Consider the following 26,515-nt stretch of genomic DNA (forward strand, 5'->3'; position numbering starts at 1 on the left):
CGAGCTTAATACCACTCCAAAAGCAAGTACCGTTTCGATAGTCAATCTCTGAGATAGATGTGTAACCTACAATCTCATCTTTGCCGCTCTCAATTATAGCAAAGTATATAGATGTTTGAGAATCGTTCATCATCACGTCCTGCACCCATTTTACATCGCGTTCAAAGGCCACTGGCCTTTTATTACCTACCAACATACTTTCCATATTTTCGAGTTGGCGCAGGTCATTTATAAACTGGGCGTCCTCTAATCGAAAGGGTCTGAAGTCTATTCGAAATTCCATGAGATTGGGGCAAATTGACAGTGAGAGAACAGAAAATATATGACCGTTATCTATCTTCGTTACAGAAACTTCAAGAGTATTTATATTTTCTTAGGGCCTATGCGCTTTCAAAATTATCTTACTATTTTAATTATAATACATTTACAAGCTATCATTTCATTGTATTAAAATTTTTCGATCTAAAACATTAAAAACCACATTTGTTTAAACTATATTCTTAAATATGATTGGCTCAAATTTTTAAAGCTGAGTAGTAGGACGTTCAAGCCAACATGGCAACTAAGGCTTTGGCTACCCGTCTGATGTCAGTCGGACCGTAGCGGTGGTCGAGAGGCAGGGCTAGTGCTCCATCCACAAACGACTTTTCCAAGGCAAAATTGCCCGGACGTTGGCGCATTTCGGGCCACAGCCAAGGCACAAAGATACACTGTTCAAACAATGGCTGACGGTTTGGCATTGGCTGGGCTAGGCGCAACGGGTAGCAAAACGGTACGCTGCCATCTTGTAGCGGTAGCCATTCGTAGGCTACACCACTATGAAGCAGGGGAGCCAGTAGCAACTGATATTGGCGAAAATTAGCCTGCCGCTGTCGGGCGATTTTCTCATAGTTCAGCCAGGAAAGCATGCTATGGCTAACGTCGGAAATGCCACTGGGCGCATAGCTCAAATCTTCTTCGTACTGGCTGTAGGCCTGATAAGCAGCCGTCTGCCGTCCCATCTTTCGCTCTACTAGATGCGTCAGGCTAATCGCCCGATTTGGGGGCACTACTAACGGGGGGCGCTGGGCCGGAGCGTAAAGGAAGGCACCGTCGGGAACCCCAAAAAACTTGCGGGCCGAGTTGAAGCCCCAGACTCCGGAAGCCGGTTGCTCAAAAAATGCCTGTGTTAAATCAAGGAGCAATTGTGCTCCGTAGCGGTGGACCAGCGTTTCGGCGTAGCTCCCCTTCAAACCGAAGTAGTTGACATAAAGCAGGCATTCGTCCGGCGCTAACTCTGGCAGCTGCGCAAGCTCCAGCTCTTCTGTCAGCGCATAAAACTGATAAGCAACTCCAGCCGCCGCCAGCGCATGTAGCACCGAGTCGCAGATATAAAAGGGCAGCCACACTTGGGTTGGGTGCAGTTCCTCCAATAGCACGGCTAGGCAGGCCCGGCCACTGGCCAGAGCAGCCCATGCCCGGGCATGAGGGCGAGCCGGGCCAGCAGGAAGCTCTAACTCAAAGAAGCCTCCAATAGGAGAAACAGATACCGGGCTAGTCATGCGGGGTAGCAGGTTACTTCAAAAGTTGATAAGAGTGCAGTAACTCATTGGTTTGGGCCACCGAATTATTCATCAGCACGTCGATCATGGAGAGGCCGGGCACGAACGCACCTTTACCCAATTGCTTATATGGCCGAAGCTCGGGTTGCAGAAAATTCAGCCCTAATTCATGGGCAGCAAAAGTATCATGGTCATACAACTCCCGGCCACCCTGGGCATTCACGTATTCCGTAGCACCCTCCATGCGGCAGATGTCAAGTACCCGCTCCTGCGCGCGCAGGTGCTGATTACCATAATGAGTCGAAGTAGGTACCAGTTCGACCGACAGGCAGAGGTAAGCAATGAGTTCCGTAAAGCTCACACGCACCAGATCGGTGATTGTCCGGGCTTCCTGAGCTGTGAAAACCCGTTCGATAAGGGCATATACCGGCTCAAACTGGGGGGCACGACGGTAGCTTTGGGCAATGGTCTGGAGCAACTTGGCGCGCCATGGACCTTTATCACTCAGTTCAATAGCACAGATGTTACGGTTAGGACTGGGCGCGTCGAGAGGAATGGTAAACAGCAGAGGCTGCCCATTCACGAGTAGTCGGTTTCGGTTTATCCAACCACCCTTAATATACTGCACATCGTCGTAAATCACGAAACGATCTGCCGCAACCATCAACTGAAAGTAGCCCAGGTACGGAAAAAGGTAGGGCTGCATGATGGCAAGAGTACGAGCGGACGAGGCTGTAGCTGCGATAGTCAGAGGAGAGGACATGTTAGAGTAAGGGAGAGCAGGCCAGAGTGCTACTATGATAGGCGGCAGCTGCGTGCTAGAGGTGGACCTGTTGCGGGCCTAAGTTAAGCTTGCAACATTGCTGCTGCTATTAAGCCAGTAGTTCGCGTATCAACTGGCAGATGCGCCGCACATCCTCATGGGCAAGTTGCTGATAAAAAGGCAAACACAGAACCCGTTGGGAAATATCCTCCGATATGGGACAGTCAGCTCCGATATGGTACGGCAACTTATTCAGGGAAGGAAAAAAGTAACGTCGGGTGTTTATCTCGTTTGAGGCTAGCCCATCTTTCACCCGAAACATCTGCTCCTCACTTTCGAAGATTACTGGGAAATACGCATGATTGTATTCCAGACTTTCATCTGTTGACTCTGGAAATTGGAGGGTGATACCGCTCAAGCCACTCTTGTAAGCAGCCGATAACTCTCGGCGAGCTGCAATGAACTCAGGAATGCGGGGCAGATTGCAGAGGCCCATTGCAGCATGAAACTCCGAATTTTTACCGTTGATGCCAAGCGTGAAATATTCGTCGCCTACGTGGCCGAACGACTTGTAGAGTCCGACTTTACGGGCGAGCTCCGCGTCGTTCATGACGATGGCCCCACCCTCAACCGTATGGAAGAGCTTAGTGGCGTGAAAGCTACAGGTGCTTAAATCACCGTAGCTAAGCAGGGAGCGGCCATGTACCCGTACACCAAAGGCATGCGCTCCGTCGTAAATCACTTTCAGATTGTGCCGCCGGGCAATTTCCTCAATGGCCAGTACGTCGCAAGGATAGCCGTACACGTGGGTTGCCAAGATGCCGGTGGTGCGAGGCGTAATGGCAGCCTCTATTTTTTCAGCATCTATACAGAACATGTGGTCCTCTATATCGACAAATATAGGTGTACAGTTTTCCCACAGAATAGCGGTGGTAGTTGCAACGTAGGAGAAGGGAGTCGTAATTATTTCCCCACTCAGGTCCAAGGCTTTTATGGCTACCTGTAGAGCAACGGTGCCGTTACCCGTAAACTGCACTAAGCTTCCATCGAGGTGGTTGCTCAACTCCATTTCCAGTTGCTGCACTAGCGGGCCATTGTTGGTCAACCAGCCCCGCTCCCAGATTCCTTCCAGATAAGCGGAGTATTCTGCCAATGGTGGCAAGTAGGCTTTCGTGACGTTGATGGTCATATTAGTTGAAGACAAGGCTTGTATGATTCGGTAACTCAGGGCGCTTCGTACTGATTCAAATCGCTTTCTGCAACAAGTTCTCGTACGTGTGCTGGGCCACTATCTTCCCTTCGCTTAGTTCGTAAATTCTATCGCATTCGCGTAGCGTAGTGATACGGTGCGCGATGATGAGAATGGTCATATCGGTAGTGGCGAGTTTGCGGATTGCTTCACTCACCTCCCGTTCTGTCTCCGAATCGAGCGCGCTGGTGGCTTCATCCAGCACCAGCACTTCGGTTCGTTTATACAGAGCGCGGGCAATACCAACTCGCTGGCGTTGCCCTCCTGAGAGTTTGGAACCCCGTTCGCCAATATGGGTAGCCAAGCCGTTGGGCAAACTGTTGACAAAACCAGCCAGCGAAGCCTGCTCAATGGCATACCGCATCCTTTCTGCGTCCACTTCAGTGTCGCCTAAAGAAATGTTATCCGCGATAGATGCCTCCATCAAAAAAGTATCCTGCTTTACGTAACCGATAAGACGATGCCAACCACTTAGGTTTTTCGGAGTTAGCGGTTGCCCGTCAATCAGAATATTGCCCTCTTGTTCGGTGTAGAAACGGAGCAGTATATTCATAAGCGTGGTCTTACCGGAGCCGGAGCTACCTACAAAACCAATCTTTTCGCCTTTTTTGATCGTTAAGCTTATGTCCTGAAGTGTCGGCCTAGCTTCGCCGGGGAAGGTAAAAGCCAGCTGGTTGAACACAATATTTTGGGTGAACGCCAGCGGTAACTGCTCCGGGTGTGGCTCCTCTTTGTATTTATCTTCCCGGTACGCTGCCAGGTTTTCAATCGTGAACTGGCTCTGCTTGATTTGCACCAGCGAGGTTAGCATCCGGTTTATTGAGGGCATCAACCGGTAAGCGGCGGCCGCAAATAGCCCTACTAGTGCTATCAGGTTGCCCGATGAACTCGGGATGAAAACGGCGTAGAGAAAGATAGTAAGTACCCCGATAATAGCTACCATCTCAATTATCCGGACGGGAAGCAAAGAATACACGTAACCTTGTGCCTCTAGCTCCATTACTTCCGTTTGATTGTCAACCAATCGGTCGCGGAAGCGCTGTTGCTTGCCGGCGAGCTTGAGTTCCGCAAATCCGGTAAACAAGTCACCTATAATGCTATAGGAAATTGGACGCAACTGGTTAACCCGGTCTCCAATCTGTTGAGCGCGCGAGCGAAGTAATCGGTAAGTGAGCAAGGCCGTGGGAGCCATTACCAAAATCAGCAATCCTAGTAGTAAAGGTTTATAAAATAGAATTCCGAAAAGAATGACCAAAACGATTACTGATTCCGATAAAAAGACCAGTAGTGGGCGCATTACTCCATTCACGTAGACTTGTGGTACGTTAAGGGCACCATTAATTAAGCTAGCTGAGCCAGAGTCGTTAAAATGCCAAAAGGGTAAATGCAGGTATTTATTAAGCTGCGTTTTGACTATACTGACGGCCACTTCGGTAGTAAAACGCACTTGTACGTAATTCACCCAGACAGAAAACAAATTTTTGACAAGGAAAAAGATGAGCAATGCTCCCATGAGGGAAAGCAAAAAACGTGGTTCCGATTCGAATCCCAGGCCTCGGTATATAGGCCCGAAATACTTACTCTTACCTATTGCTCCCGGCTCCGCAGCCACTATCATCACGGGCACCAATGAAGCTAGGCCAACCACATCAATAAACGAAGCAAAAAGGGTCAGCAACGTGAGCCAGACTGTCTTCCTTTTCTGGGGTTTGGTCAGGTAGTAGCGGATACTGTCTAACGAACGGCGGATAACTCCAGAACTCATACTATTCGATTTCACGCGGGAAATGCCAGCCAGTGAAGCTGAGCGTAAGTGCAAAGATACTAGACATTACAGTAATCGCTACTGACTATGGTGTCAAGCGGGAGTAAGCCGTACATAGACAACACCGTTTACTTGATTGCTCCTTTACCTCATTGGCACTACGGTGACAAAGAACAATTTGAGGTTTAGCATTACGCTTGCTCTCACTCACAACCCCTCAAAAGTCTATTTATCACAATACTGAGCAGTCATTCTATCCTTCCTCTTAAAAAAGCAGTAAGGATAGACCAACCAACTCAACAAGCCTGCTTTTTGTAGCATTCAAAAAATTTTCATTCCGGAATGCTACAAAAAGCCGTCGGCTCGTTTGCACGGCACAATGCCACAGAAAGCCATTCCCTCCGCTACCTTAGCCGCCGCCGTACGCGAGTACCTGGGCTTATCACAGGAGCAGCTTGTAGCATACCTGAACGTTTCGCGGGGGCAGGTGGCGCGCGTGGAGCCGGGGCGACGGCAGTTGGGAGCCAAAACCGGCCGGCTACTACGCGAGTTGGCGGCGCGGCTGCCGCCGCCAAGCTCGGCCACGGTGCCAGCTGCCACCGACGGGCTGGCCTTTGCCCCACCGGCGGCAAAACCCTTGCTATGACGGCTGGCGGAATGCCGCTGGCAGCTGGTCAACCGGCAAGCGCGGCTGGTTCAGCGGGAAAACCAGGTGGAACTGGCGCAACGCTGGCGGGGGCTGGCTGCTGCTTGGGAGCCGATGCTGGCACCTGGTGTCGGAGCGGCCGCGACGCGGCGAAGACAGCTGTTGCGGGAATGGGCTACCGTCGCCGGCGATGCGCTGCAACCCGAGGCCACGGCGGAGCGGCAGCTGCTGGAACTGCGCATCCGGCTGCTGGCGGCGGAGTGCGTTGCGCTGGAAGGAATGCTGGTGGGGTTATACTAGTCGCGAAGGTTTGCGAAAACGTAGTAGGGTGCGGGGCTCACCGCCGCCGCCCGCCATTGAACGCAGCCATTAAGTGGGCGCTCAAGTCCCTAAACAGTCCGTTGCAGCGGCGAGCGGGGACAAGCCCCGCACCCTACTACGTGGCTATTCTAGCAACCGCTAAACTGCTGCCGAATAAATAATTGGCTTCCGGAAGTAAGCGCAACAATAACGGCTAAATCGGTGCCGTTCAGGGGATATGATTCATCTTCCGCCTCTTTCCCCATGGCTTACACCGTAAGTGCACTGACCACCGCGGCCGACTGCGACAAGCTACTGGTCGAAGCCGAGAGTCAGGTGGTCTAGGCAAGGTGGACAGAAGAAGGACGTATATTTCTTCTGTTATGGCAGTAAAATCTAGCGGGACGTCGCCCGAAAAATGGCGTAAATACGGCGAAGCGTTTAAGGCCGAGGCCTTGCGTCTGGCCGGCGGGAGCCGCAGTACCCAAGCGGCGGCCCGGCAACTGAGCATCAGCCCCAAGCTGCTCTACTGCTGGCAGTAAGCCCAGGTAGTGGCCGAGGTGGGCAGTGTGGAAGTGGCCCGCGACCCGGGGTGCGCGCCCTGCGCGCCGCGAATGAGTGGCTGGCGCAGGAGCTCGATAGTTAAAAAAGGCTTGGTCATCTTCGGCCAGCCGACTCCGTGAGCACCTACGATTACATTGCCCAGCGGGCCGACCAGGTGCCCGTGAGCCAGCTCTGTCAGGTGCTGCGCGTGGCCCCGGCCGCCTACTACGCCTGGCAACGCCGCCGGCAACGGTCGCCCGTCGAGCCGGCCTAGCAAGTGGCCGTGCGCGCGGCATTTGTCCATCACAGCCAGCGCTACGGCACCTGCCAGCTGCACGCCGAAGTGCAGGCCCAGGGCCACTGCGTAGGCCGCTGGCGTATCCGCCGCGTGCTCAAGGCCCACGTCCTACGGGCCCAGCAGCCGCACTCGTTCGCGGCGGCCCGCACCACCGAGTCGGGCCCGGCCGTGCGCGCCGCGCCTAACCGCTTGCTGGGCCAGCCGGCCCCCATTGCTCCGAACCGGGTGTGGGTGGGCGACATCACCTACCTTCCCCGCCAGGGCGGCGGCTGGCTCTACCTGGCCGTCTGGCTGGACCGCTGCTCGCGCAAAATCGTCGGCTGGGACGTGCGCGAGACCATGCCCGAAGACCTAGTTAGTGAGGTACTGCGCCGTGCCCTGGCCGTGCGGCAGCCGCCGGCCGGTCTCATCGTCCACTCCGACCAAGGCAGCCAGTACACAGCTACTCACTTCAAAGACTTGATTGCGCAACAGGGCACCCTGCAAAGCATGAGCCGGCGCGGCAACTGCTACGACAACGCCCACGCCGAATCGTTTTGGAGTCGCTTCAAAGCGGAACTGCTCGACGGCGGCAGCTTTCCTGGGCTGGCCGATGCCAAGCTCGAAATCAGCCCTCACATCGCCTACTATAACGCCGAACGCCGGCATTCCGCCCTCAATTACCAATCGCCCAACCACTTCGAAACGCAACTTCAAACCATGTCCCAATTGTGTCCGGCTTACCTAGACCACCTAATTGAACGAACCGGGCTGGTGACGCTGATGAAGAGACGTAAACATGTGTTTCTGCGTTTTAATACAAGAGACAATTGAAGTGGATGCTAGACAGGCTGGGCTGCGGAGCAAATAGCGCATTGTTAAAGCGACAGAAGAAGCAATAAGCCACCTAAATGACTGGCTGGAATTTTAAAGATATAGAGCTTACTCCCGCATATGCCGTCTGATACGCGCTGGTAAGGACTTTATACGCACACTATCGAGGCCAAAATAAGCAGCCATGCCCTCGTTGGCAATGTCGTTGGGGAAAAGCTCTAATTCATGTAGAAAAATGGTGCCCGGGTACTGGTACTCATGAGGCAAGAGAGCCTGCACTTCCACGTCGTGTCGGCCCATACGCTGAAGCTGTTGTAGTAACGCATAGCGCTGATCCTGTGCCCGGTTGTATCGCTGGGCCTTAAAAGCTACATCTATATACGCACTATGCACTGCATTATTATACCCTAACACTATCAGAACCAACCATAAAACCCTTAGGCGGCGGCCATTACGGCCTGTTACTCGCCAGCTTGCCGGCAGCGGCCGCCTGCTGATAGCCGCGAGCACACCTGCGAACCAGCACAGCAAAAAAAGCAAATACACTACGTTCCATACCCGGGCAGGCACATCATTGGTTATCCAAAGCGTAGGCATTGCCATTATCACCATCACCATCCCCCCGACGGCAGCGCCACGGAGCCACTTACCCGTATAAGCAGACGGGTACCGAGGACGTACCCACCAAACAAACAGAACCGTGGCTGACAACAATAGGCCATTACTTCCCCAATCTGCTATATGAGAAATAGTCAAGTAGATACTCTTGGCCCCTGTCCTTCCTATCTGATACCATAAGGGCATAGTCCGAAGCACTGTATCAGCCCGCGCAAAATTACCCGGGGCGGCAACTGTGATTATTGCTCCAATACTAGCGGCAATAAGCACTACAAGGGGCCAATGCTTTTTAGGGCCGGTCGTACCCAGCAACCAGACGGTCACCACGATTAAGGTCACCACGATCATCAGTTCGTTGGTACCCACCAGCAGGGCTCCGTTGATGGCGGCCAAAATCCCCCAGATTACTCGATCGGCTGAGCTTGTCGCGTGAATACACCGGCCAATCAGACCAGCCAGCAGCAAGCCTAATATCAGGCCCGAAGTATATACGGCAGCTCCATTAAACCAATAAAGCGCGGAAGCCACAAGTGGGATACCACAGAGGTACAGCAGCACTCCATACAGAGCAAAACGCCATTTCATAGATGCTGATATAGGAAGACCTAGCCCGCCGATAGCGAAATATCCCGCCCCTGTCAGGCTGATCAATAGTATTACCGGGGCTAGGCGCAGGGCCAGCAACCAAGAATCCAGCGTAGCAGATTTGTAGACCAAGCCGTACAGAAAAGAACTGGTGTAACGGCCTGTCCAGTGCTGGTAATAGAACCCCATACTTTTCCAAAAGCCCTGCTGGCGAGCCAGCACCGCGTCTAGAAAGTCATCGTCGGTCGGGTGGTTGAAGACACTGATAAGCACGAAAGGAAGCAGACACACAAAGAGCATCAGCCATTCTGTCGCGGGCTTGCTACTTAATTGTACAAGCTGCCGACCGACCGACTTTAACCCTTGTATGAAAAATGCCTTAACTGTTTCCATATCCCTGCCCAGCTTCATCGTCACGAGTTATCGAAGGATACACCTCTTTCACCACGTACAGCGGCCGCTGCCGGGCGGCATCAAGGCCACGCCAGACGTACTCACCGATGATGCCCAGAGCCGTCATCTGGAAAGCCGACACAAATAAAAGCACCACCATCAACGCCGACCAGCCCTCCGGCTCCTCGCTGCCGAACAGCCGCAGGCCAATAATATACAGGCCGTAAGAAAAGGCCGCCAGCCCCAGCACCAGGCCCATCACCGAGATGGCCCGGATAGGAAAGAAGGAAAAGGCCAGAATGGAATCAATGAACAGCTTGGCTTTCTTCTTAAGTGTCCAGCGCGACTTGCCGATTTCGCGCTTGCGGCGCACGTACGGGATGTTCACGTAAGGATAGCCCAGCCAGACCATCAGGTAGAACAGGTTGCTATTGCGCTCCTGCATACCGGTAATATGCTCGGCTACCTGACGGTCGAAAAACACGAAATCAAAGCCCCCATCCGGAATATTGGGCAGCGCGATTTTTTTCATCAGCACGTGGAAGGCGCGGGCGAAGAACTGCTGCAAACCGGTTTCTTCGCGGTCCTGGCGGTTACCGATGATGAGTTTGAAGCCTTGCTGCCAGTAGGCGTACATCTGCACCATCAGCACGGGCGGGTCCTGCATATCGGCCGTGATGATGACCATACAGTCGCCAGTAGCCTGGGCCATGCCGGCCACGATGGCGTTGTAGGAACCCACGTTGCCGGCCAGATCCACGATGCGCACCCGGCCAGGATACCGCGCCTGGGCCCGCTGCAGGGCCCCGAGTGTATCATCACCCGAGCCATCATTTACGAACACGTACTCAAACTTCACCTCCGGTGGGAAGTTGGCTTCATTAGCCACCAACTCGCCCACTGTTACCGGAATATTATCCTCGTTATAATAGCACGGAACGATAATAGATAGCTTAGGCATTTTCAGTGTCGGGTAATCGGTAAGGAGTAGTGAGATGCTAAATTACAAGCTACTCGCTGCAAAAAAGCTCCGGATGCCTGCTGCCACAGTACCTACCTGCTCCTCGCTCATGCCGGGATACATGGGCAGGCTCAGGCAGCTCGCCGCCAGCTCCTCGGCAATGGGGAAGCTGCCCGCCGGCAGCTGTAGGGTGGCGTAGGCTTGCTGGCGGTGCGGCGGCACGGGATAATGGATCATCGTACCAATGCCCTGAGCCGTGAGGTGCCGCTGCAATGACTCCCGCTCCGGGGTGTGCACCACGTAGAGGTGGTAGACGTGGGTGGCTCCGGCGGCCACCACCGGCAAGCGCAGGTCGGGGATGTCGGCCAGGTGCTGGTCGTACCAGGCGGCTACCTGCTGGCGCTGGCGCGTCCACTCGGGCAGATGACGCAGCTTCACGTCCAGCACGGCCGCTTGCAGCTCGTCGAGGCGCGAGTTGTAGCCTACCACTTCGTTGTAGTATTTCTGCTGCGAGCCGTAGTTACGCAGCACCCGCACTTTCTGGTCGAGGGCAGCGTCATTGGTGGTCACGGCCCCGGCGTCGCCCAGGGCCCCCAGGTTTTTGCCGGGGTAGAAACTCGTACCGCTCACCGCGCCGAAGCTGCCGGTGAGCTGCCCATCGAAGGCAGCGCCCTGCGACTGGGCATTATCTTCCACCACGTGCAGATTATGCTCCGTAGCCAGCGCCATTATCGTTCCCATCTCGCAGGCCTGCCCGTAGAGGTGCACCGGCATGATGGCTCGGGTGCGGGGCGTGAGAGCAGCGCCAATGCGGGCCGGGTCGAGGTTGCTGGTGACAGGGTTGGGCTCCACGGGCACCGGCGTTGCGCCCACTTGCGTGACAGCCAGCCAGGTAGCAATGTAGGTATTGGAGGGCACAATTACTTCGTCGCCGGGGCCAATATCCAGCACCCGCAGTGCCAGCACCAGCGCGTCGAGGCCGTTAGCTACGCCCACCGTGTGGGCTACCTGGTTGAACTCACTGTACGCCTGTTCAAACTTTTTCACCTCCTCACCCAGCACATACCAGTACGAATCGTATACGCGGCCCACGGCAGCCATAATTTCTTCGCGCACGGGCTCGTGCTGCGGCTGGAAAGAAAGAAACGGAACTTGCATCTCAGAAACAGCTTGTTTTTATAGTGATGGTAGGCCTCACAAGGCGAAACATCCTTCGCATTCGTGCCACTGACATGGGGTTGATTCAGGCAAGGTTGCACCTCAGTCTGCGATTAGCAAATGCGCAATAGACCCTGATGGAGCATTAGTATTGGCCACCATTGCCCAGCAATATTCAAAGCTACTAATTCCCGCTACAAGCCAGCACGTGGCTCGTACTGCCCAGCCGGAAGCCTAGCTTCTCGCAGGTACGAAACACGGCTCCGTTGGTAGCCTGCGTAGTCATCAGCACTTGAGGCACTCCCAGTGTAGCAGCCCGGCGCACGGTTTCAGCCACCAGCCGTAGGTGCCAGCCGCGGTTAGCCGGGCCTACGGCCGTGAGCAGCACCCGCGAGGAGCCACTACCCGGTACTTCAGCTTCGGCCGGCATATCGGCTATCGCCAGAAACGAATCGACGGGCAACCCCGGCTCGTCGGGCACCAGCACGACATCGGCGTACGAACCTTCGGTAGCGGCTTCGGCATAACGGGCCAGGAGTGCATCGGCCCGGGCTTCACCAAACCAGGGGTCAGCGTGAAACCGGTCGTATATGTTGCGGGCCGTGGCGGAAATACAACCAATATAGGCCGCCTCTTCTGGTCGGGCCGGGCGTACGGGCGCGGGGGCAGGTAATGTGGCTTCGGCTACCGGGCAGTAAAAGTTCAGGCGGGTTTCTATAAGCCGCCAGCCGCCGGCCGTTAGGGCCTGCAGCAACGCAATGTCTTCGGCTGGCACCACACTAAACGCATAGTACGGGCCGCGAGCGGCTAGCCTAACGTGTAACTCCTGAGCTGCCAGGGCCAGTTCGGGCAGCGAGGTTTCGTTTCCGAATAGGCCCGTAAACAATCGATAGGTGTCGGTACCGAAAAACGCTGTGTCCCAAGGCAGATGTTGTACCAGCCACTGGCTGCGGCCATCGGCAGCTGTAAACACCTCCTCTCCCACTCCAAGCCCGAAACGAGTCGCCGCGCCGGTGCCATAGCGCTCTTGCTGAGGCTCTGGGGGCAAATGGCGCAGAAAGTGAGTAGGCGAATGCCGGATTAGCATATCAGCCCGGGCCTCTATCCAACCGGCTTCGGCGGAAACTACGCCTGTGGGGCCCATATTCGCTTGAAGTCTTCGTACGTCCGGATGTAATCAGCCTCCTGGTACGGCACTGAGGCGAATACCAACTGCACCGCCGAGTGTGAATACTGCATGGTATGCCAGGCCTGCGGCGGCACATATAGCCCCACGTGTGGGTCTTCGAGCCGGAACAACTCAATAGTGCCGTCGGCTAGTTCGGTGGTTACCGTAATGCGGCCGGCGGCGGCAATGAGAACCTGCTCGGTGCGATGATGCGCGTGGCGGCCCCGCACGATGCTTTCGGGCGTGTAATAAGTCCAGAAGATGCGTTGCACCGCAAATGGTACTAACTGGCTCTGCTCGGTAACGGAGATGTAGCCAATGCCCGGCTCTCCCAGCTTCGGAAACTCAATCAGGTGCGGATTGGAAAATTCAGCCATAGCGCCGGCGGTAGATTATTTTCCGGCTCCACGGCCGGGCCCGGTAAAGATAGTGCTTCATTGGCAGCAAGCCGTTGAGGCTGTTTAGAAAGTCAAAAAGGCCGTCATGCTCCATCTGGCGTCCGCCTGTCGAAGCATGACGTTTTAATTAATGCGGCATATAATGCGGCATACTTTCTAAACAGCTTCATTCTCAAAATGCGGCGCGGCCGGCTTTTTTCTGGCCCTTCTTAATTCGTCGCAATTAGCCGGTCGCCCCCGGTCAATAGTATATTTCCCTCCTGACTCCCCCCCCTTAGCGCCAGGGTGCGCTCATGCTGGCTACAGGGTCGCTACAGGCTTTTAGGCAAATTTCATCTTAGTTCTGCAGCCCTCAATAGTGGTACTATTCCAGGTCAACGACTATTTCTGCAGTATTGCCCGGCCGGTCCTGGGCCGCAACCTGCAGTTGTCGGGCAGCCGGGTGCGAGTGCGTTGTTTGGTAGACCCACCAGTCGGCCTCCTCCGGCGCGGCCAAACCCTCTTCCAATACTTGCCCGGTGGCATTGAGTCCGCTCACCCAAACTGCTGCTACGCCGCAGGGGTTGCAGGCCTGAATGCGCAGGCGTGCTTTTGCCTGGCCATGGTAGCCACCCGCTTCCACTGCCCGCAACTGCGGCGGCTTGAGGTAATCGGCCAAGGCGACCCGGTACACGCTGGCAAAGCGGCCAGCCGCCACGAACGGCTGGTAGTAGGCCCGGCCTTCGGCACTAGCCTGTTGCGTGCGGCCATAGGCGGCGGCCGCACCAAACCGCTTCCGGTGCTGCTGCTGCGCGGCCGAGCCCGGCCGCTTCCTGCTGCTCGGGGCCTGCTGGGCGTAGGTGGTGCCGTCGGCACCGATGCGAAACACCAGGTTGCCAATGCGCCCGCTGAGGCCGGCAATACCCGAACCTAGTTCCATCTTTACCCGTGCCATAGCCACCGCCGTTTATTACGGTTCAAGATAGCGCTTCTGCAAAGAAATCGAGCATGCTGGCAACTCCCTGAAAACGAGTACCCCGGAGCCGGGCTCCGGTCCGTTGAACATGCCCGTTAGTAGCCGTTCTATGGACCGGAGTCAGGCTCCGGGATACTCGCTCAGCTTACCTAGAAGCTCCGCGGCGTGTTATCGACCTTACCGGCCATTACCTCATTCACGTGCTCCTTGAAATACTCCAGCGTGCGGCGCAGGCCCTCGGCCCGGTCAACCTTGGGCTCCCAGCCCAGGATTTCGCGGGCCTTCGTAATGTCGGGCTTGCGCTTCATGGGGTCGTTCTGGGGCAGCTCCTGGAAGGTAGGCTGGAACTCCACATTCATCAGATTGGCAATTTCCTCGCCGAACTCCTTGATGCTGATTTCGTCGGGGTTGCCAATGTTGACGGGCAGCGCGTAGTCGCTCAACAGCAACCGGTAGATGCCTTCCACCAGATCATCGACATAGCAGAACGAGCGGGTCTGCGAGCCGTCGCCGAATACGGTCAGGTTTTCGCCGCGCAACGCCTGGCTCAAGAACGCGGGCAGCACCCGGCCGTCGTTGAGGCGCATGCGCGGGCCATAGGTGTTGAAAATGCGCACGATGCGGGTTTCCAGACCGTGGTGGTTGTGGTAGGCCATGGTAATAGCCTCCTGGAAGCGCTTAGCCTCGTCGTAGCAGCCGCGGGGACCTACCGGATTCACGTTGCCGAAGTACTCCTCCACCTGCGGGTGGATTTCGGGGTCGCCGTACACTTCGGAAGTGCTCGCAATCAGCATGCGGGCGCCTTTTACCCGGGCCAAACCCAGCAGATTGTGGGTGCCCAGCGAGCCGACTTTCAGCGTTTGAATCGGAATTTTGAGGTAGTCGATGGGCGAGGCTGGTGAGGCGAAGTGCAGGATGTAGTCCAGCTTGCCGGGCACGAACACGAACTTGCTCACATCGGCGTGGTGGAATTCAAAATCTTCTTTGCCGAACAGGTGCTCGATGTTGGCCAGGTCGCCGGTAATGAGGTTGTCCATGGCAATGACATGGTAGCCTTCAGCCATGAACCGGTCGCAGAGGTGAGAGCCCAGAAAACCGGCCCCACCAGTGATTAATACGCGTTTTTTATCAGACATACAGAGAAGTTGTAAAGTAAGAGCAGGTAGCAACAGGGATACCGCCAGAAAATCTAGGCGGGCTCCTGGTGGCCGGTCCGGACGCCGATGCAGTGGTAGGCAAAACCAGCCTGCTCGAGCTCCTGCTTGTCGTAAATGTTGCGGCCATCGAAGATAACCTTCTGCTTCATCAGCCGGCTTACTACCGAGAAGTTGGGTACCCGGAACTCGGGCCACTCCGTTACGATGAGCAGGGCGTCGGCGTCCAGCAGGGCTTCCATCTGGTCGCCGGCATAGGTAATCCGGTCACCGAGCGAATGCTTGGCCTCCGCTACTGCCACTGGGTCGTAGGCCGATACCGTGCAACCTTCGGCCAGCAACTTCTCGATGATGACCAATGAGGGAGCCTCACGCATATCGTCGGTCTTGGGCTTGAACGAGAGGCCCCAGACGGCCATTTTCTTGCCCTTCAGCTCCCCACCGAAATGTTTCTTCACTTTGTTGAACAGCACTTCCTTCTGGCCTTCGTTCACGCTCTCCACGGCCTGCAACACCTGCATCTGGTAGCCGTTTTCCTGGGCTGTTTTGATGAGCGCCTTCACATCCTTGGGGAAGCACGAGCCGCCGTAACCAATGCCGGGATAGATGAACTTCGGACCAATGCGGGCATCGGAGCCGATACCGCGGCGTACCATGTTCACGTCGGCCCCCATGATTTCGCACAGGTTGGCAATGTCGTTCATGAACGAAATTTTGGTGGCCAGCATTGAGTTAGCGGCGTATTTCGTCATCTCGGCCGACGGGATATCCATGAAGATAATCGGGTGACCATTGAGCAGGAAGGGCTTGTAAAGGCGGCTCATTACGTCCTCGGCCCGCTCGGAGGCCACGCCCACCACAATGCGGTCGGGCTTGAGGAAGTCGTCGATGGCGGCACCTTCTTTTAAAAACTCCGGATTGGAGGCCACATCGAACTCAATGTCGGCCCCACGCTTTTCCAGCGCCTGCTCAATCTCGTGGCGTACTTTTGCAGCCGTACCTACCGGCACGGTGCTCTTGGTTACGATAACGCCGTAGGAGTTCATGTTCTCGCCAATACCACGAGCCACGGCCAGCACGTACTTCAGGTCGGCCGAGCCATCTTCGCCGGGCGGGGTGCCCACCGCAATAAAGGCCACGTCGCAATCCTTGATGGCTGCCCCCAGATCGGTGCTGAAGTGTAACCGGCCCGCATCCACGTTACGGGTTACCATTTCCTCCAAGCCCGGCTCATAGATGGGCAGAATACCCTGACGCAGGTTGTCGATTTTACGCTGGTCAATATCGATGCACGTAACCTCGATGCCTACTTCGGCAAAGCAAGTACCCGTTACCAGGCCCACGTAGCCAGTGCCTACAACTGCAATTTTCATATAGTAACGTTCGGTTGAGCGAAATTTTTCTTCTAGGGGCGCAAAGTTACGCTATTGCAGTAAGCCATACTTTACAATGCAGTAAATGGCCCGAAAACCGTCGCGCCAGCCGATTTTCTTGCCCTCGGCGTAGGTGCGGCCGTAGTAGCTGATGCCCACTTCGTAGATGCGTACACCGGGCACGCGGGCCATTTTCAGGGTTACTTCCGGTTCGAAACCAAAGCGCTTTTCTTCCAGCTGCAGGCCCTGCACCAACTCGCGACGGAAGAGCTTGTAGCAGGTTTCCATATCGGTGAGGTTGAGGTTGGCGCAGGCGTTGCACAGCGTAGTAAGCCACTTGTTGCCGATGCTGTGCCAGAAAAACAGGATGCGGTGGGGCTTGCCACCGATAAAGCGCGAGCCGTATACCACATCGGCTACCCCGCGCAGTATGGGGGCCAGCAATACGTTGTATTCGTGGGGGTCGTACTCTAGATCGGCATCCTGAATAATGATGAATTCGCCGGTGGCTGCTCGGATGCCCGTGTGCAGTGCAGCACCTTTGCCTTGATTAACGGTATGGCGATGGTAGCTCAGTGGCAGTTCCGGATGCTCGGCTGCGTAGCGCTGCACGACGGTGGCCGTATCGTCGGCTGAGCAGTCGTCTACCACAATCACTTCCTTACCAAAACCGCCCACCAGTTCCACGGCCCGGATCTGGTCCAGCACCCGCGCTATGGTTGCGCCCTCATTGTAAGCCGGAATAATGATAGAAAGCATTTTTTTGAGCTGTTAGCTGATGGCTGTTAGCTATTAGCTTTTGACATTTACTTCGATCCGCTGCGTTAGCCGCAGCCAGCACCCTGAAAGCTAATAGCTAACAGTCATCAGCTAACAGCTCAAATTCAGATCATCCATTTCTTCCACCACCACTGAAACACGATGAGGGCCCAGATGCGGGCGTGCACATCGCCGGGGTTGCTGGAGAACAGCTGCTTTTTGAGCTGCTGCACCGCGGCTACGTCAAAAACTCCCTGCGCCTCGATAAAGCCGTCGGAGAGCAGGTCGTCTTCGATGAGCGGGCGCAGTTCACCGCGAAACCACTTGAGCAGCGGCACCTCGAAGCCCTTTTTAGGGCGCTTGTACAGTTCTTCGGGCAGCATGGGCCGGAAGGCGTCCTGCACGATTTTCTTCTTCATGCCGGCGTCGATCTTGCTGCTCACGGGCAGCGAGAAGGCGAAGCGCACCACGTTGGGGTCGAGGAAGGGCGGGCGCACTTCCAGCGAGTTGGCCATGCTCATCATGTCCACTTTGGCCAGCATGTCGTAGGGCAGCACCATGCGCGTGTCGGTGAGCAACACTTCGTTTAGGTCACCATCGGCGTGCAGGTCTTCCAGCAGGTCGCGGCGGCGGCGCTCGTTCAGCTTGTTACCGACTTTACGGCGCGCGGCACGGCTCAGCAGTTGGCGGGCGTCATCCTCCGAGGCAAACGAAGCCCAGTCCCAGTACCGGTTCTTGGGGCCGCTAAGCATGCCGCGCGAGAAGCGCTGAAACTGCCGCACTTTATTGCCAAAATAGGAATTGCGCGACTTGGGCAACGCGTTCCAGAGCAGATCAAGGCCGGCCACGGCTTCGGCCTTGAAGCCGCCCCGCCGCACCTGAAACTCGCCCATGTGCTTGTTGTAGCCGCCAAACAGCTCGTCGGCGCCGTCGCCACTCAGCGCTACGGTGGCCTTCTCGCGGGTACGCTTACTGAGGATGTAGACGGCCAGAGCGGAGGAGTCGGCGAAAGGCTCGTCGAGGTAGTTGAGCACATCGAAGATGTGGTCGTAGAGGTCCTGGTTGCGGAGCGAGAAAACCGTGTGGTTGGTTTTGTATCGCTCGGCTACCAACTTGGCATACTTGGTTTCATCGAAAAAGGGCTCGTCGGCGAAGCCGATGCTGAACGTGTTCAGGTGGGGCGTGTGGCGGGTAGCTAGGGCCACAACAACCGACGAGTCGATGCCGCCACTCAGGAAGGCGCCGATGGGTACATCGGCCACGAGGCGGCGGGCGGTGGCGTCGTCGAGCAGGTCGACCAGCTTGGCCTGCTGCTGCTCGTAGGTCAGCTTGTTTTTCTCAACCTTTTTGGGGTCGTAAGGAATTTTGTACCACTGCTTGCGCACCACCTTTTTGCCTTTCACGAACAGGTAATGGCCGGGCAGTACTTTTTTCACGCCCTTGAAAATGGTGGCCGGGCCCGGAATGTAGTTGAGCTGCAGATACTGGTTCAACGAAGTGTAGTCGAGCTTACGCGGAATACCCAGCGCCAGCAGCGACTTCATTTCGGAGGCGAACAGCAGCTTGTCCTCGTCGCGGTACACGAGCAGCGGCTTTTCGCCCATCCGGTCGCGGGCCACAAACAGCGAATCTTCCTCCTTATCGTAGATGGCGAAGGCGAAAAAGCCATTGAGCTTCTTCAGAAAGCTGCGCCCTTCGGCCATGTACAGGTGCAGAATTACTTCCGTATCGGTCTGAGAATGAAAGGCATGACCCTTTTGCACCAGCTGCTGACGCAACTCCCGGAAGTTGAAAATTTCCCCGTTGAAGGCAATCGTGTAGCGGCCCGAGTCGTCGGTCATGGGCTGGTTGCCATCGGCCGACAAATCGAGAATGGCCAGGCGCCGAAAGCCCAGGCCGCAGCCGGCGTAGATGAAATGTCCCTGCGAGTCGGGCCCCCGGCTCACGATGGCGTCGGTTGAGGCATGCAGGGCGGCCAGCGCACTACGGCCAGCCTCAGTAAAAGCGAATACTCCGGAGATTCCACACATATGGCTGGCAAAAGTACGAACGAAGTAGTCAGCTGGTAGCTTTTAGCTGGCCGCCGTTAGCTTTTATTATTCCCAGAGGCATTGGGGCCGGCATTGGGCCACACTGTTTTAGGCAGGAGAGCTACCGCGCGAAAGTTCAGTAGCGCCACATACGGTCAGCTCGGAAGAGTCCGCCCATTCTCGTAACCTAAGCCTGCCTCCGTCAGTAAACCCCACGTATTCTCCCCTCCCACTACCGACACATTTCAACCCAACTTACGATGAGTCTCCAGCAAGATTTTGAAGCCGCCACCTCGCGTATCGACCAACTGCCCGGCGAAATGGCTGCCGCCCACATGACCGAACTCTACGGCCTTTATAAGCAGGCCACCGACGGCGACCACGATGCCAAGCGCGACGAAGTGGGCGACGACACGCCTGATAACCCCAGCGGCCCCGGCGGGCTCTCGCAGGGCCAGTGGGATGCCTGGAGCAAGTGCAAAGGCATGTCGCACGAGGAGGCCAAGCAACAGTACATCAGCCGGGCCAACGAAATTGCCGGCGAATACCAGCAAGGCAAGCCCGAAGCACTATCCCAGGATTCACTTGGCGCTCCTGGCACGGCCGGAGCCAGCCCCGTTGCCCAGGCGCAGCAGCAGGCTGGCCAGTCGCAGCCGGGCGGCCTAAGCGGCAGCATCAAGGAAGGCACGCCTTATGGCGGCGAAGACGAACTGAAGAACAAGCAATAAATCACGGGTTTTGTGAACGATTGAAAACGAAGCAGCCACCTCAGTTGAGGTGGCTGCTTCGTTTTACCGCATAAGCTGGCTTAACGCTGACGAAGGGACCCGCTACAAAATCCGTGAACCGAAGAACAGCGAAGCTAAATCCGTGACAATCCTTGCTAATCTGTGGTCCAGATTTTCCCGGGGTTCATAATGCCATGGGGGTCAAATACCTGTTTGATGCCGCGCATCAGGTGTAGGTTGGCCTCTTTGAGGGCGATGCCGATGTAGCCCTTCTGCACCAGCCCGATGCCGTGCTCGCCCGATATAGTGCCGCCCAGCTTCACGCAGAGCTCAAAGATTTCGGTGATGGGCTGGCGCAGGCCCACGTTCCACATCTCGTCGTCGAGGTCGCCCCGAATGATGTTGACGTGCAGGTTGCCGTCGCCGGCGTGGCCGTAGCAGACGCTCTTGAAACCGTAGCGGCGGCCGATTTCCTTCACGCCTTTCAGCAGCGTAGCCAGTTCGGCGCGGGGCACTACGGTGTCCTCCTCCTTGTACACCGAGTTGTAGCGCACGGCGTTGCCGATGTTGCGCCGAATCTTCCAGAGTTCGTCTTTCTGGGTGGCATTGTCGGCCAGCAGAATCTCGCCTACCTCGTAGCGCTCCAGCACCGCGTACACCTGATCTGCTTCTTTATACAGTTGGTCGAGATCCTGGCCGTCGAGCTCGATGAGCAGGTGGGCGGTGATATCCTCGGGCAGCGTGAGCGGGATTTGCAGGTAGTCGCTGGACCAGGCAATGGCCTCGCGCTCCATAAACTCCATGCCCGACGGGATGATGCCGGCCCGAAATACTGCCGCTACGGCTTCGGCCGCCTCGGCCTCTTGGCGGAAGGGCACCAGCATCAGGATATTGTGCTTGGGGTAGGGCAGCAGCCGGAACACCGCTTTGGTGATGATGCCCAGCGTGCCCTCGGAGCCCACCATAAGTTGGGTGAGGTTGTAGCCAGTAGAATTTTTGAGCGTATTGGCGGCCGTCCAGATGATGTCGCCGGTGGGCAGCACCACCTGCAGGTTGAGCACGTAGTCGCGGGTGGTGCCGTACTTCACGGCTTTGGGGCCGCCGCTGCTGTGGGCCAGGTTGCCGCCCAAAAAGCAGCTGCCCTTGCTGGCCGGGTCAGGCGGATAGAACAAGCCCACTTCCTGCACCGCCCGCTGAAACACCTCGTTGATCACCCCCGGCTCGATAGTGGCCTGCAGATTTCGCTCATCAATTTCGATGATTTTGTTGAGCCGCTCGGTGCTTAGCACCAGGCCCTGGTGCAGCGGCAACGCCCCGCCGCTCAGGCCCGTGCCCGCCCCGCGGGCCGTTACCGGAAGGTGGTGCTCGTGGCAAAGGCGCACAATTTCGCTTACCTGCTCGGCGTTAGCGGGCTTTACCACCACCTCGGGGGCGTAATGCAGGTCTTCGGTATGGTCGCGGCCGTAGCCGGCGTACTCGGCGGCCTCAGTGCGCTGGGCCGTAAGCACATAGGCGGGCCCGACAATTTCTTCTAAATGAGCCACTAAGGCCGGAGTCAGCACCTGGAAGTTCATGGGCGAGCGAGATAAAGTGAGGAGGGCGCGTATCTTTGCCCCAATGCAGGAATACAGTACGAAGGTAAGTTATTCGGCCTGGTGGCGGCAATGGACACTTCCGGTTTTAGTGCTACTGGCGCTGAGCGCGCTGCCGGGCTGCAACGCCGGCAAGGTAAACTATAACAACGGCCGTTACCATTCGGCCCGCGACATGGCGCGCATAAAGGCCGCCGCACGGGCCCGCGGCCGGGGCCGGGCCCCGGTTACGGTGAAAACCAAAACTAAAACGGCCGCCGGCAGCACCAAAATGACCTCACGGCGGCCCGGCGCCTCCCCTATTGCCGCCAACGTGTCGCGGCCCATTGCCGAGGTAATTGAAACGGCCCGCTCCTACCAGGGTGTACCCTATAAGTACGGTGGCACCACCCGCCTGGGCATGGACTGCTCGGGGCTGCTGCAGGAGTCGTTTGCGGCCATTAACGTCAACATTCCCCGCTCGAGCAACGAGCAGGCCGGATGGGGGCTGCCCGTGAAGCCCCAGGAGTTGCAGCCGGGCGATTTGGTATTTTTTGGGGCCTCGCCGGGCAGTAACACCATCACCCATGTGGGAATGGTGACAGTGGCCACGCCTGAGAGTGTGCAGTTTATCCACGCCTCCAGCTCGTTGGGCGTTATCGAGAATGCGCTGGAAACGGATTATTACCTGAGCCGATTTATTAAGGCAGTAAGGCCCAGGTTATGAAATCAACCAGTTACCTTTGCGGCCAGTAAGCTACCGGTGCTATCTTCATCCGCCCCGGCAACAGGCATGAACAAGGCAATCATCACACTACCGTAACATGCGTCGGCCCCCTGGGCCTTACCTTTGCGGAAGCTTTTTACTTTTTTCAAAAGCCCCTTTTTCACCCATTCCCCTCTTCTATGAGACGCCACCTTTACGCTTCAGTAGCGCTGGTTCCGATGGCACTCGTGTCGGCGCACTTGAGCTGGGCACAGGTTTCCACTTCGGCAATGAGCGGTATCGTTACCGACAAAACCGGCGAGGGACTTCCCGGCGCTACGGTAATTGCTGTGCACACGCCTACCAACACGCAGTACGTGGCCCCCACCAATTCGGACGGCCGCTTCAGCATCCAGGGCATGCGCGTAGGCGGGCCCTACACGGTTCGGATTACGTTTGTGGGCTACCAGGATGTAACGCGGGAAAACCTGTTCCTAACGCTGGGACAGAGCTTCCGTCTCGACGTGAACCTGAGCGAAACCAGCACGCAGCTGGGCGAAGTAGTAGTAGCGGGTAAGCGCAACTCGCTGATCAACTCCGATCAGCAGGGCTCGGTTACGGCCGTGCAGCGCGAGCAAATTGAGCGCCTGCCCTCCATTTCGCGTAGCCTCAACGACTTCACCCGTCTTACGCCCCAGGCCAACAGTGGCCCTAATGGCCCCTCTATTGGTGGCGGCAACAACCGGCAGAACAACTTCACGGTTGACGGCTCCGACTTCAACAACAACTTCGGCATCGGGGGCAACCTGCCAGCCGGCGGCTCGCCCCTCTCGCTCGACGCCATCGACCAGTTGGTTGTCAGCGTAACGCCTTACGACGTACGTCAGGCCGGCTTTATCGGTGCGGCCATCAACGCCGTAACCCGCTCGGGTACCAACGATTTCAGCGGCTCGGCTTACTCCTATTACCGCAACCAGAGCTTTATTGGCAACAACGTAGGCGGCGAGAAATTCGACCTGCAGGACTCGCGCTTCTACCAGTACGGTTTCCGGCTGGGTGGCCCCATCATCAAGGACAAGCTCTTCTTCTTTGCCAACGCCGAAATTGAGGAGAACCGCACGCCCGGCCAGACCCGCCGCGTTAGCAGCACCGAAACCCCCTTCGGCCAGGGCACAACTAACATCGTGCGGCCAACCGGCCCCGAGCTAGATGGCATCAGCAACTACCTGAGCGAGCGGTTTGGCTACTCAACGGGCGGCTACCAGGGCTATGAATTCACCAGCCCCCGCACCAAGTACCTGGCGCGCCTCGACTGGAACATCAACTCGCGCAACCGTTTCAACGTGCGCTACAGCCAGACGGAAGGCAAATCTCCTTCCTTCCCGAGCGGCTCGTCCAGCCCGCTGACCAACTTCCCTTTCGGCACGGGCCGGACCGACCTGAACGCGCTGCCTTTCCGCAACGCGGGTTACTTCCAGGAGTCGAACTTCTACTCCGGCGCGGCCGAGCTGAACTCGACTATTGGTTCGAGCATGACCAACACGTTGCGCGCAACCTACACCAAGCAGAACGACCCGCGTAGCTCCGACAGCCAATTGTTCCCGTTCGTCGACATCCTGAAGGACGGCACTCCGTTCACGTCTTTCGGTTACGAGCCCTTCTCGCTAGGCAACCTGCGCGATGTGGAAATCTACTCGGTGCGCGACGACTTCTCGTGGCTGCGGGGCCGCCACAACATTACGTTGGGCTTCCAGGGTGATTATAGCATCACCAAAAACGGTTTCCAGCGCTTTGCCGCCAGCTACTACCGCTTCAACACGTTCGAAGATTTCCAGATATCCAGCAATCCGGCCTCCACGCCGGCTCAGCTGTTCGCTGCCCGGCCCACCGACTTCGCCTACACGTACTCGCTGGCGCCAAACTTCGAGCAGGCTTTCCCAACATTCAAATTCGGTCAGTACTCGGCCTACGCCCAGGATGAATACTCCTTCGCCGACAACTTCCGGGTGCTCTTCGGCCTGCGTGCCGATTACGTAACCTACCCCGAGAAGCTGCAGTCGCACCCCCTCATCCAGCCCCTGACGTTCGCCGGTGGCGAAAAGATCGACGTATCCAACCTGCCGAAGTCCAGCATCCTGCTCTCGCCTCGTATTGGCTTCAACTGGGATGTACAGGGCGACCGCACGGTGCAGCTGCGCGGTGGTACCGGCATCTTCACGGGCCGCGTACCTTACGTGTGGATCGTGAGCCAGGCCGGCGACGCCGGTTTGCTGCAGGTGACGCGTACTTTCTCGGGCGACGCTATTGTTGCTCAGAACGCTACGACCGGTGCCTACACCAGCCAGCTGCCCGGCGGCTACCGCGGCTTCAACGAAAGCCCCGGCTTCTATCGCCCCGAAACCGTGCCGGTGGCCGGTACGGTTATCCCGAACGTAATTTCGGCGGTATCCGAAGACTTCCGTTTCCCCCAGACCTGGAAATCCAGCCTGGCTATGGACGTGCAGTTGCCCGGTGGGCTGGTTGGTTCGTTGGAAGGTATCTACAACAAAGACCTGAATACGGCGGTATTCCGCAATGCCAATATTGTAGAGGGAACTAACCTGAACGTTCGCAACTACCCCGACAACCGTCTGATTTATCCTTCGGCCAACAACCTGAAGTTTATCAACCCCATCAACGGGGCAGGACAGGCCGTAGCGAACGGTGCTGCCGGTGGCGGCGCCTTCAATGCCATCGTACTCGACAACGCCAGCAAAGGCTACTACTGGTCGCTGACGGCCAAGCTGGAGCGCCAGTTCGCCAGCGGCATTTACGCTTCGGTGGGCTACACCCGCTCGGCAGCGCGTAACCTCTACGACGGTGGCGGCGACCAGCCCCTCTCGGCCTGGCAGCAGACACCGACCGTGAACGGTGCCAACAACCTGTCGCTTAGCTACGCCAGCTACGTAGTGCCCGACCGCCTGATTGCTTCGCTTTCGTACAAGAAAGAGTACATCGGTCACCTGGCCACTACGGTGTCGGTATTCTACGAAGGCAGCCAGCAGGGCCGCTTCTCGTACCTGTACGCCGGCGACTTCAACCGCGACGGAGCCAATGCCGACCTGATCTACATCCCGCGCGACGCGTCGGAAATCACGTTCGTACCCCAGACCGTAGGTTCGGGCGCATCTGCTGTTACGTTTGATGCAAAGCAACAGAGTGACCTGTTCTTCGCTTATGTCGATCAGGACAAGTACCTGAGCAAGCACCGCGGCCAGTATGCCGAGCGCAACGGCGCCCTGCTGCCTTGGCGCAACCAGTTCGACGTGAAAATTCTGCAGGACCTGTTTGTTGATTTGGGCAAGAAGCGCAACACGCTGCAGCTTAGCCTCGACGTCTTCAACCTGGGTAACCTGCTCAACAACGACTGGGGCATCATCAAGCAGACCAACGCTACCTCGGTACTGGTGCCGACCAACCAGAACGCGTTGGCGGCCAACGGTACCACCCAGCCTACGTTCCGCCTGCAGCTCGACCGCGGCGGCTTGGTAAAAGAGACGTTCCGCAATAACCTGGGCGTAGCTTCTACTTACTACATGCAGGTTGGCCTTCGCTACATCTTCAACTAAGCGAAGTACTTAGCTTTCTGAAAACGGGCTGGCGGCATCGCCAGCCCGTTTTTTTTTACTCCCCGGCTTGCAGATTCGAAAAGGCGGCGTACTTTTGCCTCACCAAAACGCATTCGGCGGCTTGGTTCAGTACCACGAGGGGGATTAGCTCAGTTGGCTAGAGCGCTTGCATGGCATGCAAGAGGTCATCGGTTCGACTCCGATATTCTCCACTCCCGTTTCGCAACCGGCGAAACGCGTACTACCCCGGGGGATTAGCTCAGTTGGCTAGAGCGCTTGCATGGCATGCAAGAGGTCATCGGTTCGACTCCGATATTCTCCACGGACCACGGATCGGCGCAGTTTTCTTGAATTGCGGCTCTCGTGCATAACTAAAAAGGCCACCTCAACTGAGGTGGCCTTTTTGCTTTTGGGTATATCGGATTTTATACC

The 26,515-nt window shown here is 56.7% G+C and carries 24 protein-coding genes and 2 tRNA genes; 10 read left to right on the plus strand and 16 right to left on the minus strand.

Annotated features, from left to right (window positions below):
* From BLW21_RS21755 to BLW21_RS16755, 5 genes are all read right to left on the minus strand, one after another.
* A partial coding sequence (locus BLW21_RS21755) for a GNAT family N-acetyltransferase (protein WP_217633884.1) occupies window positions 1–283 on the minus strand: 283 nt, incomplete at its 3' end.
* Window positions 284–545: 262 nt separating this feature from the next.
* Window positions 546–1,412: a hypothetical protein gene (locus BLW21_RS16740; protein ID WP_092742154.1), complete on the minus strand. Its 867-nt coding sequence runs from the start codon at window positions 1,410–1,412 to the stop codon at window positions 546–548.
* Window positions 1,413–1,554: 142 nt separating this feature from the next.
* Window positions 1,555–2,304, minus strand: coding sequence for a WbqC family protein (locus BLW21_RS16745; protein WP_217633885.1), 750 nt, complete (start codon window positions 2,302–2,304; stop codon window positions 1,555–1,557).
* A gap of 109 nt (window positions 2,305–2,413) precedes the next feature.
* Window positions 2,414–3,493 carry a DegT/DnrJ/EryC1/StrS family aminotransferase gene (locus tag BLW21_RS16750; protein WP_092742160.1) on the minus strand — a complete coding sequence of 360 codons (1,080 nt, stop codon included), beginning with the start codon at window positions 3,491–3,493 and terminating at the stop codon, window positions 2,414–2,416.
* A 55-nt stretch (window positions 3,494–3,548) separates the two neighbouring features.
* Window positions 3,549–5,318 (minus strand): ABC transporter ATP-binding protein, encoded by a 1,770-nt coding sequence (locus tag BLW21_RS16755; RefSeq protein WP_092742163.1) that lies wholly within the window; start codon window positions 5,316–5,318, stop codon window positions 3,549–3,551.
* Window positions 5,319–5,697: 379 nt separating this feature from the next.
* Between BLW21_RS16755 and BLW21_RS16760 the strand changes: the two genes are divergently transcribed.
* The 5 genes from BLW21_RS16760 (at window position 5,698) to BLW21_RS16765 (ending at window position 7,918) form a co-directional block, all read left to right on the plus strand.
* Window positions 5,698–5,964: a helix-turn-helix domain-containing protein gene (locus tag BLW21_RS16760; protein ID WP_092742166.1), complete on the plus strand. Its 267-nt coding sequence runs from the start codon at window positions 5,698–5,700 to the stop codon at window positions 5,962–5,964.
* A gap of 162 nt (window positions 5,965–6,126) precedes the next feature.
* Window positions 6,127–6,264 (plus strand): hypothetical protein, encoded by a 138-nt coding sequence (locus BLW21_RS21595; RefSeq protein WP_175471019.1) that lies wholly within the window; start codon window positions 6,127–6,129, stop codon window positions 6,262–6,264.
* A 383-nt stretch (window positions 6,265–6,647) separates the two neighbouring features.
* Window positions 6,648–6,806, plus strand: coding sequence for a transposase (locus BLW21_RS21260; protein ID WP_139255268.1), 159 nt, complete (start codon window positions 6,648–6,650; stop codon window positions 6,804–6,806).
* A 137-nt stretch (window positions 6,807–6,943) separates the two neighbouring features.
* Window positions 6,944–7,081 (plus strand): hypothetical protein, encoded by a 138-nt coding sequence (locus BLW21_RS21600; RefSeq protein WP_175471020.1) that lies wholly within the window; start codon window positions 6,944–6,946, stop codon window positions 7,079–7,081.
* A 9-nt stretch (window positions 7,082–7,090) separates the two neighbouring features.
* Complete coding sequence (locus BLW21_RS16765; protein ID WP_175471021.1) at window positions 7,091–7,918, plus strand: IS3 family transposase; 828 nt, start codon at window positions 7,091–7,093, stop codon at window positions 7,916–7,918.
* Between the two features lie 108 nt (window positions 7,919–8,026).
* Here the strand turns inward: BLW21_RS16765 and BLW21_RS16770 are convergent, their stop codons facing one another.
* The 10 genes from BLW21_RS16770 to asnB form a co-directional block, all read right to left on the minus strand.
* Window positions 8,027–9,532 (minus strand): DUF6056 family protein, encoded by a 1,506-nt coding sequence (locus tag BLW21_RS16770; protein ID WP_092742172.1) that lies wholly within the window; start codon window positions 9,530–9,532, stop codon window positions 8,027–8,029.
* The gene (locus BLW21_RS16775; RefSeq protein WP_092742175.1) at window positions 9,501–10,475 is read right to left on the minus strand and encodes a glycosyltransferase family 2 protein; all 975 of its coding nucleotides are present in this window, start codon (window positions 10,473–10,475) and stop codon (window positions 9,501–9,503) included. The genes BLW21_RS16770 and BLW21_RS16775 overlap by 32 nt, the downstream gene beginning before the upstream one ends.
* A gap of 42 nt (window positions 10,476–10,517) precedes the next feature.
* The gene (locus BLW21_RS16780; RefSeq protein ID WP_092742178.1) at window positions 10,518–11,633 is read right to left on the minus strand and encodes a DegT/DnrJ/EryC1/StrS family aminotransferase; all 1,116 of its coding nucleotides are present in this window, start codon (window positions 11,631–11,633) and stop codon (window positions 10,518–10,520) included.
* A 184-nt stretch (window positions 11,634–11,817) separates the two neighbouring features.
* Complete coding sequence (locus BLW21_RS16785; protein WP_139255270.1) at window positions 11,818–12,681, minus strand: GNAT family protein; 864 nt, start codon at window positions 12,679–12,681, stop codon at window positions 11,818–11,820.
* Window positions 12,682–12,758: 77 nt separating this feature from the next.
* On the minus strand, window positions 12,759–13,178 hold the full coding sequence (locus BLW21_RS16790) for a sugar 3,4-ketoisomerase (protein ID WP_092742184.1): 420 nt from the start codon (window positions 13,176–13,178) through the stop codon (window positions 12,759–12,761).
* A gap of 385 nt (window positions 13,179–13,563) precedes the next feature.
* Complete coding sequence (locus BLW21_RS16795) at window positions 13,564–14,133, minus strand: hypothetical protein (protein ID WP_092742187.1); 570 nt, start codon at window positions 14,131–14,133, stop codon at window positions 13,564–13,566.
* Between the two features lie 170 nt (window positions 14,134–14,303).
* The gene (locus tag BLW21_RS16800; protein WP_092742190.1) at window positions 14,304–15,290 is read right to left on the minus strand and encodes a UDP-glucuronic acid decarboxylase family protein; all 987 of its coding nucleotides are present in this window, start codon (window positions 15,288–15,290) and stop codon (window positions 14,304–14,306) included.
* A 53-nt stretch (window positions 15,291–15,343) separates the two neighbouring features.
* Window positions 15,344–16,681 carry a UDP-glucose dehydrogenase family protein gene (locus tag BLW21_RS16805; protein ID WP_092742192.1) on the minus strand — a complete coding sequence of 446 codons (1,338 nt, stop codon included), beginning with the start codon at window positions 16,679–16,681 and terminating at the stop codon, window positions 15,344–15,346.
* 51 nt (window positions 16,682–16,732) lie between these two features.
* The gene (locus BLW21_RS16810; RefSeq protein ID WP_092742195.1) at window positions 16,733–17,440 is read right to left on the minus strand and encodes a glycosyltransferase family 2 protein; all 708 of its coding nucleotides are present in this window, start codon (window positions 17,438–17,440) and stop codon (window positions 16,733–16,735) included.
* Between the two features lie 125 nt (window positions 17,441–17,565).
* Entirely contained in the window at window positions 17,566–19,470 is a 1,905-nt protein-coding gene (gene asnB / locus BLW21_RS16815) for an asparagine synthase (glutamine-hydrolyzing) (RefSeq protein WP_092742198.1), read from the minus strand.
* Between the two features lie 260 nt (window positions 19,471–19,730).
* On the opposite strand from asnB, the gene BLW21_RS16820 reads away from it, so the two are divergent.
* Window positions 19,731–20,198 (plus strand): acyl-CoA-binding protein, encoded by a 468-nt coding sequence (locus tag BLW21_RS16820; protein WP_092742201.1) that lies wholly within the window; start codon window positions 19,731–19,733, stop codon window positions 20,196–20,198.
* Window positions 20,199–20,353: 155 nt separating this feature from the next.
* On the opposite strand, the gene BLW21_RS16825 is transcribed toward BLW21_RS16820, so the two are convergent.
* Window positions 20,354–21,772: an FAD-binding oxidoreductase gene (locus BLW21_RS16825; protein WP_092742204.1), complete on the minus strand. Its 1,419-nt coding sequence runs from the start codon at window positions 21,770–21,772 to the stop codon at window positions 20,354–20,356.
* Window positions 21,773–21,881: 109 nt separating this feature from the next.
* Here BLW21_RS16825 and BLW21_RS16830 point away from each other — a divergent pair, with 109 nt between their 5' ends.
* The 4 genes from BLW21_RS16830 (at window position 21,882) to BLW21_RS16845 (ending at window position 26,405) form a co-directional block, all read left to right on the plus strand.
* Entirely contained in the window at window positions 21,882–22,496 is a 615-nt protein-coding gene (locus tag BLW21_RS16830) for a C40 family peptidase (RefSeq protein ID WP_245711940.1), read from the plus strand.
* Window positions 22,497–22,675: 179 nt separating this feature from the next.
* Window positions 22,676–26,083, plus strand: a complete 3,408-nt coding sequence (locus tag BLW21_RS16835; protein ID WP_092742207.1) for a TonB-dependent receptor — start codon at window positions 22,676–22,678, stop codon at window positions 26,081–26,083.
* Between the two features lie 138 nt (window positions 26,084–26,221).
* Window positions 26,222–26,295, plus strand: a tRNA-Ala gene (locus BLW21_RS16840).
* A 36-nt stretch (window positions 26,296–26,331) separates the two neighbouring features.
* Window positions 26,332–26,405, plus strand: a tRNA-Ala gene (locus BLW21_RS16845).
* The last annotated feature ends 110 nt before the right edge of the window (window positions 26,406–26,515 follow it).

The sequence above is a fragment of the Hymenobacter psychrophilus genome, from assembly GCF_900107135.1.
Lineage (GTDB): Bacteria > Bacteroidota > Bacteroidia > Cytophagales > Hymenobacteraceae > Hymenobacter > Hymenobacter psychrophilus.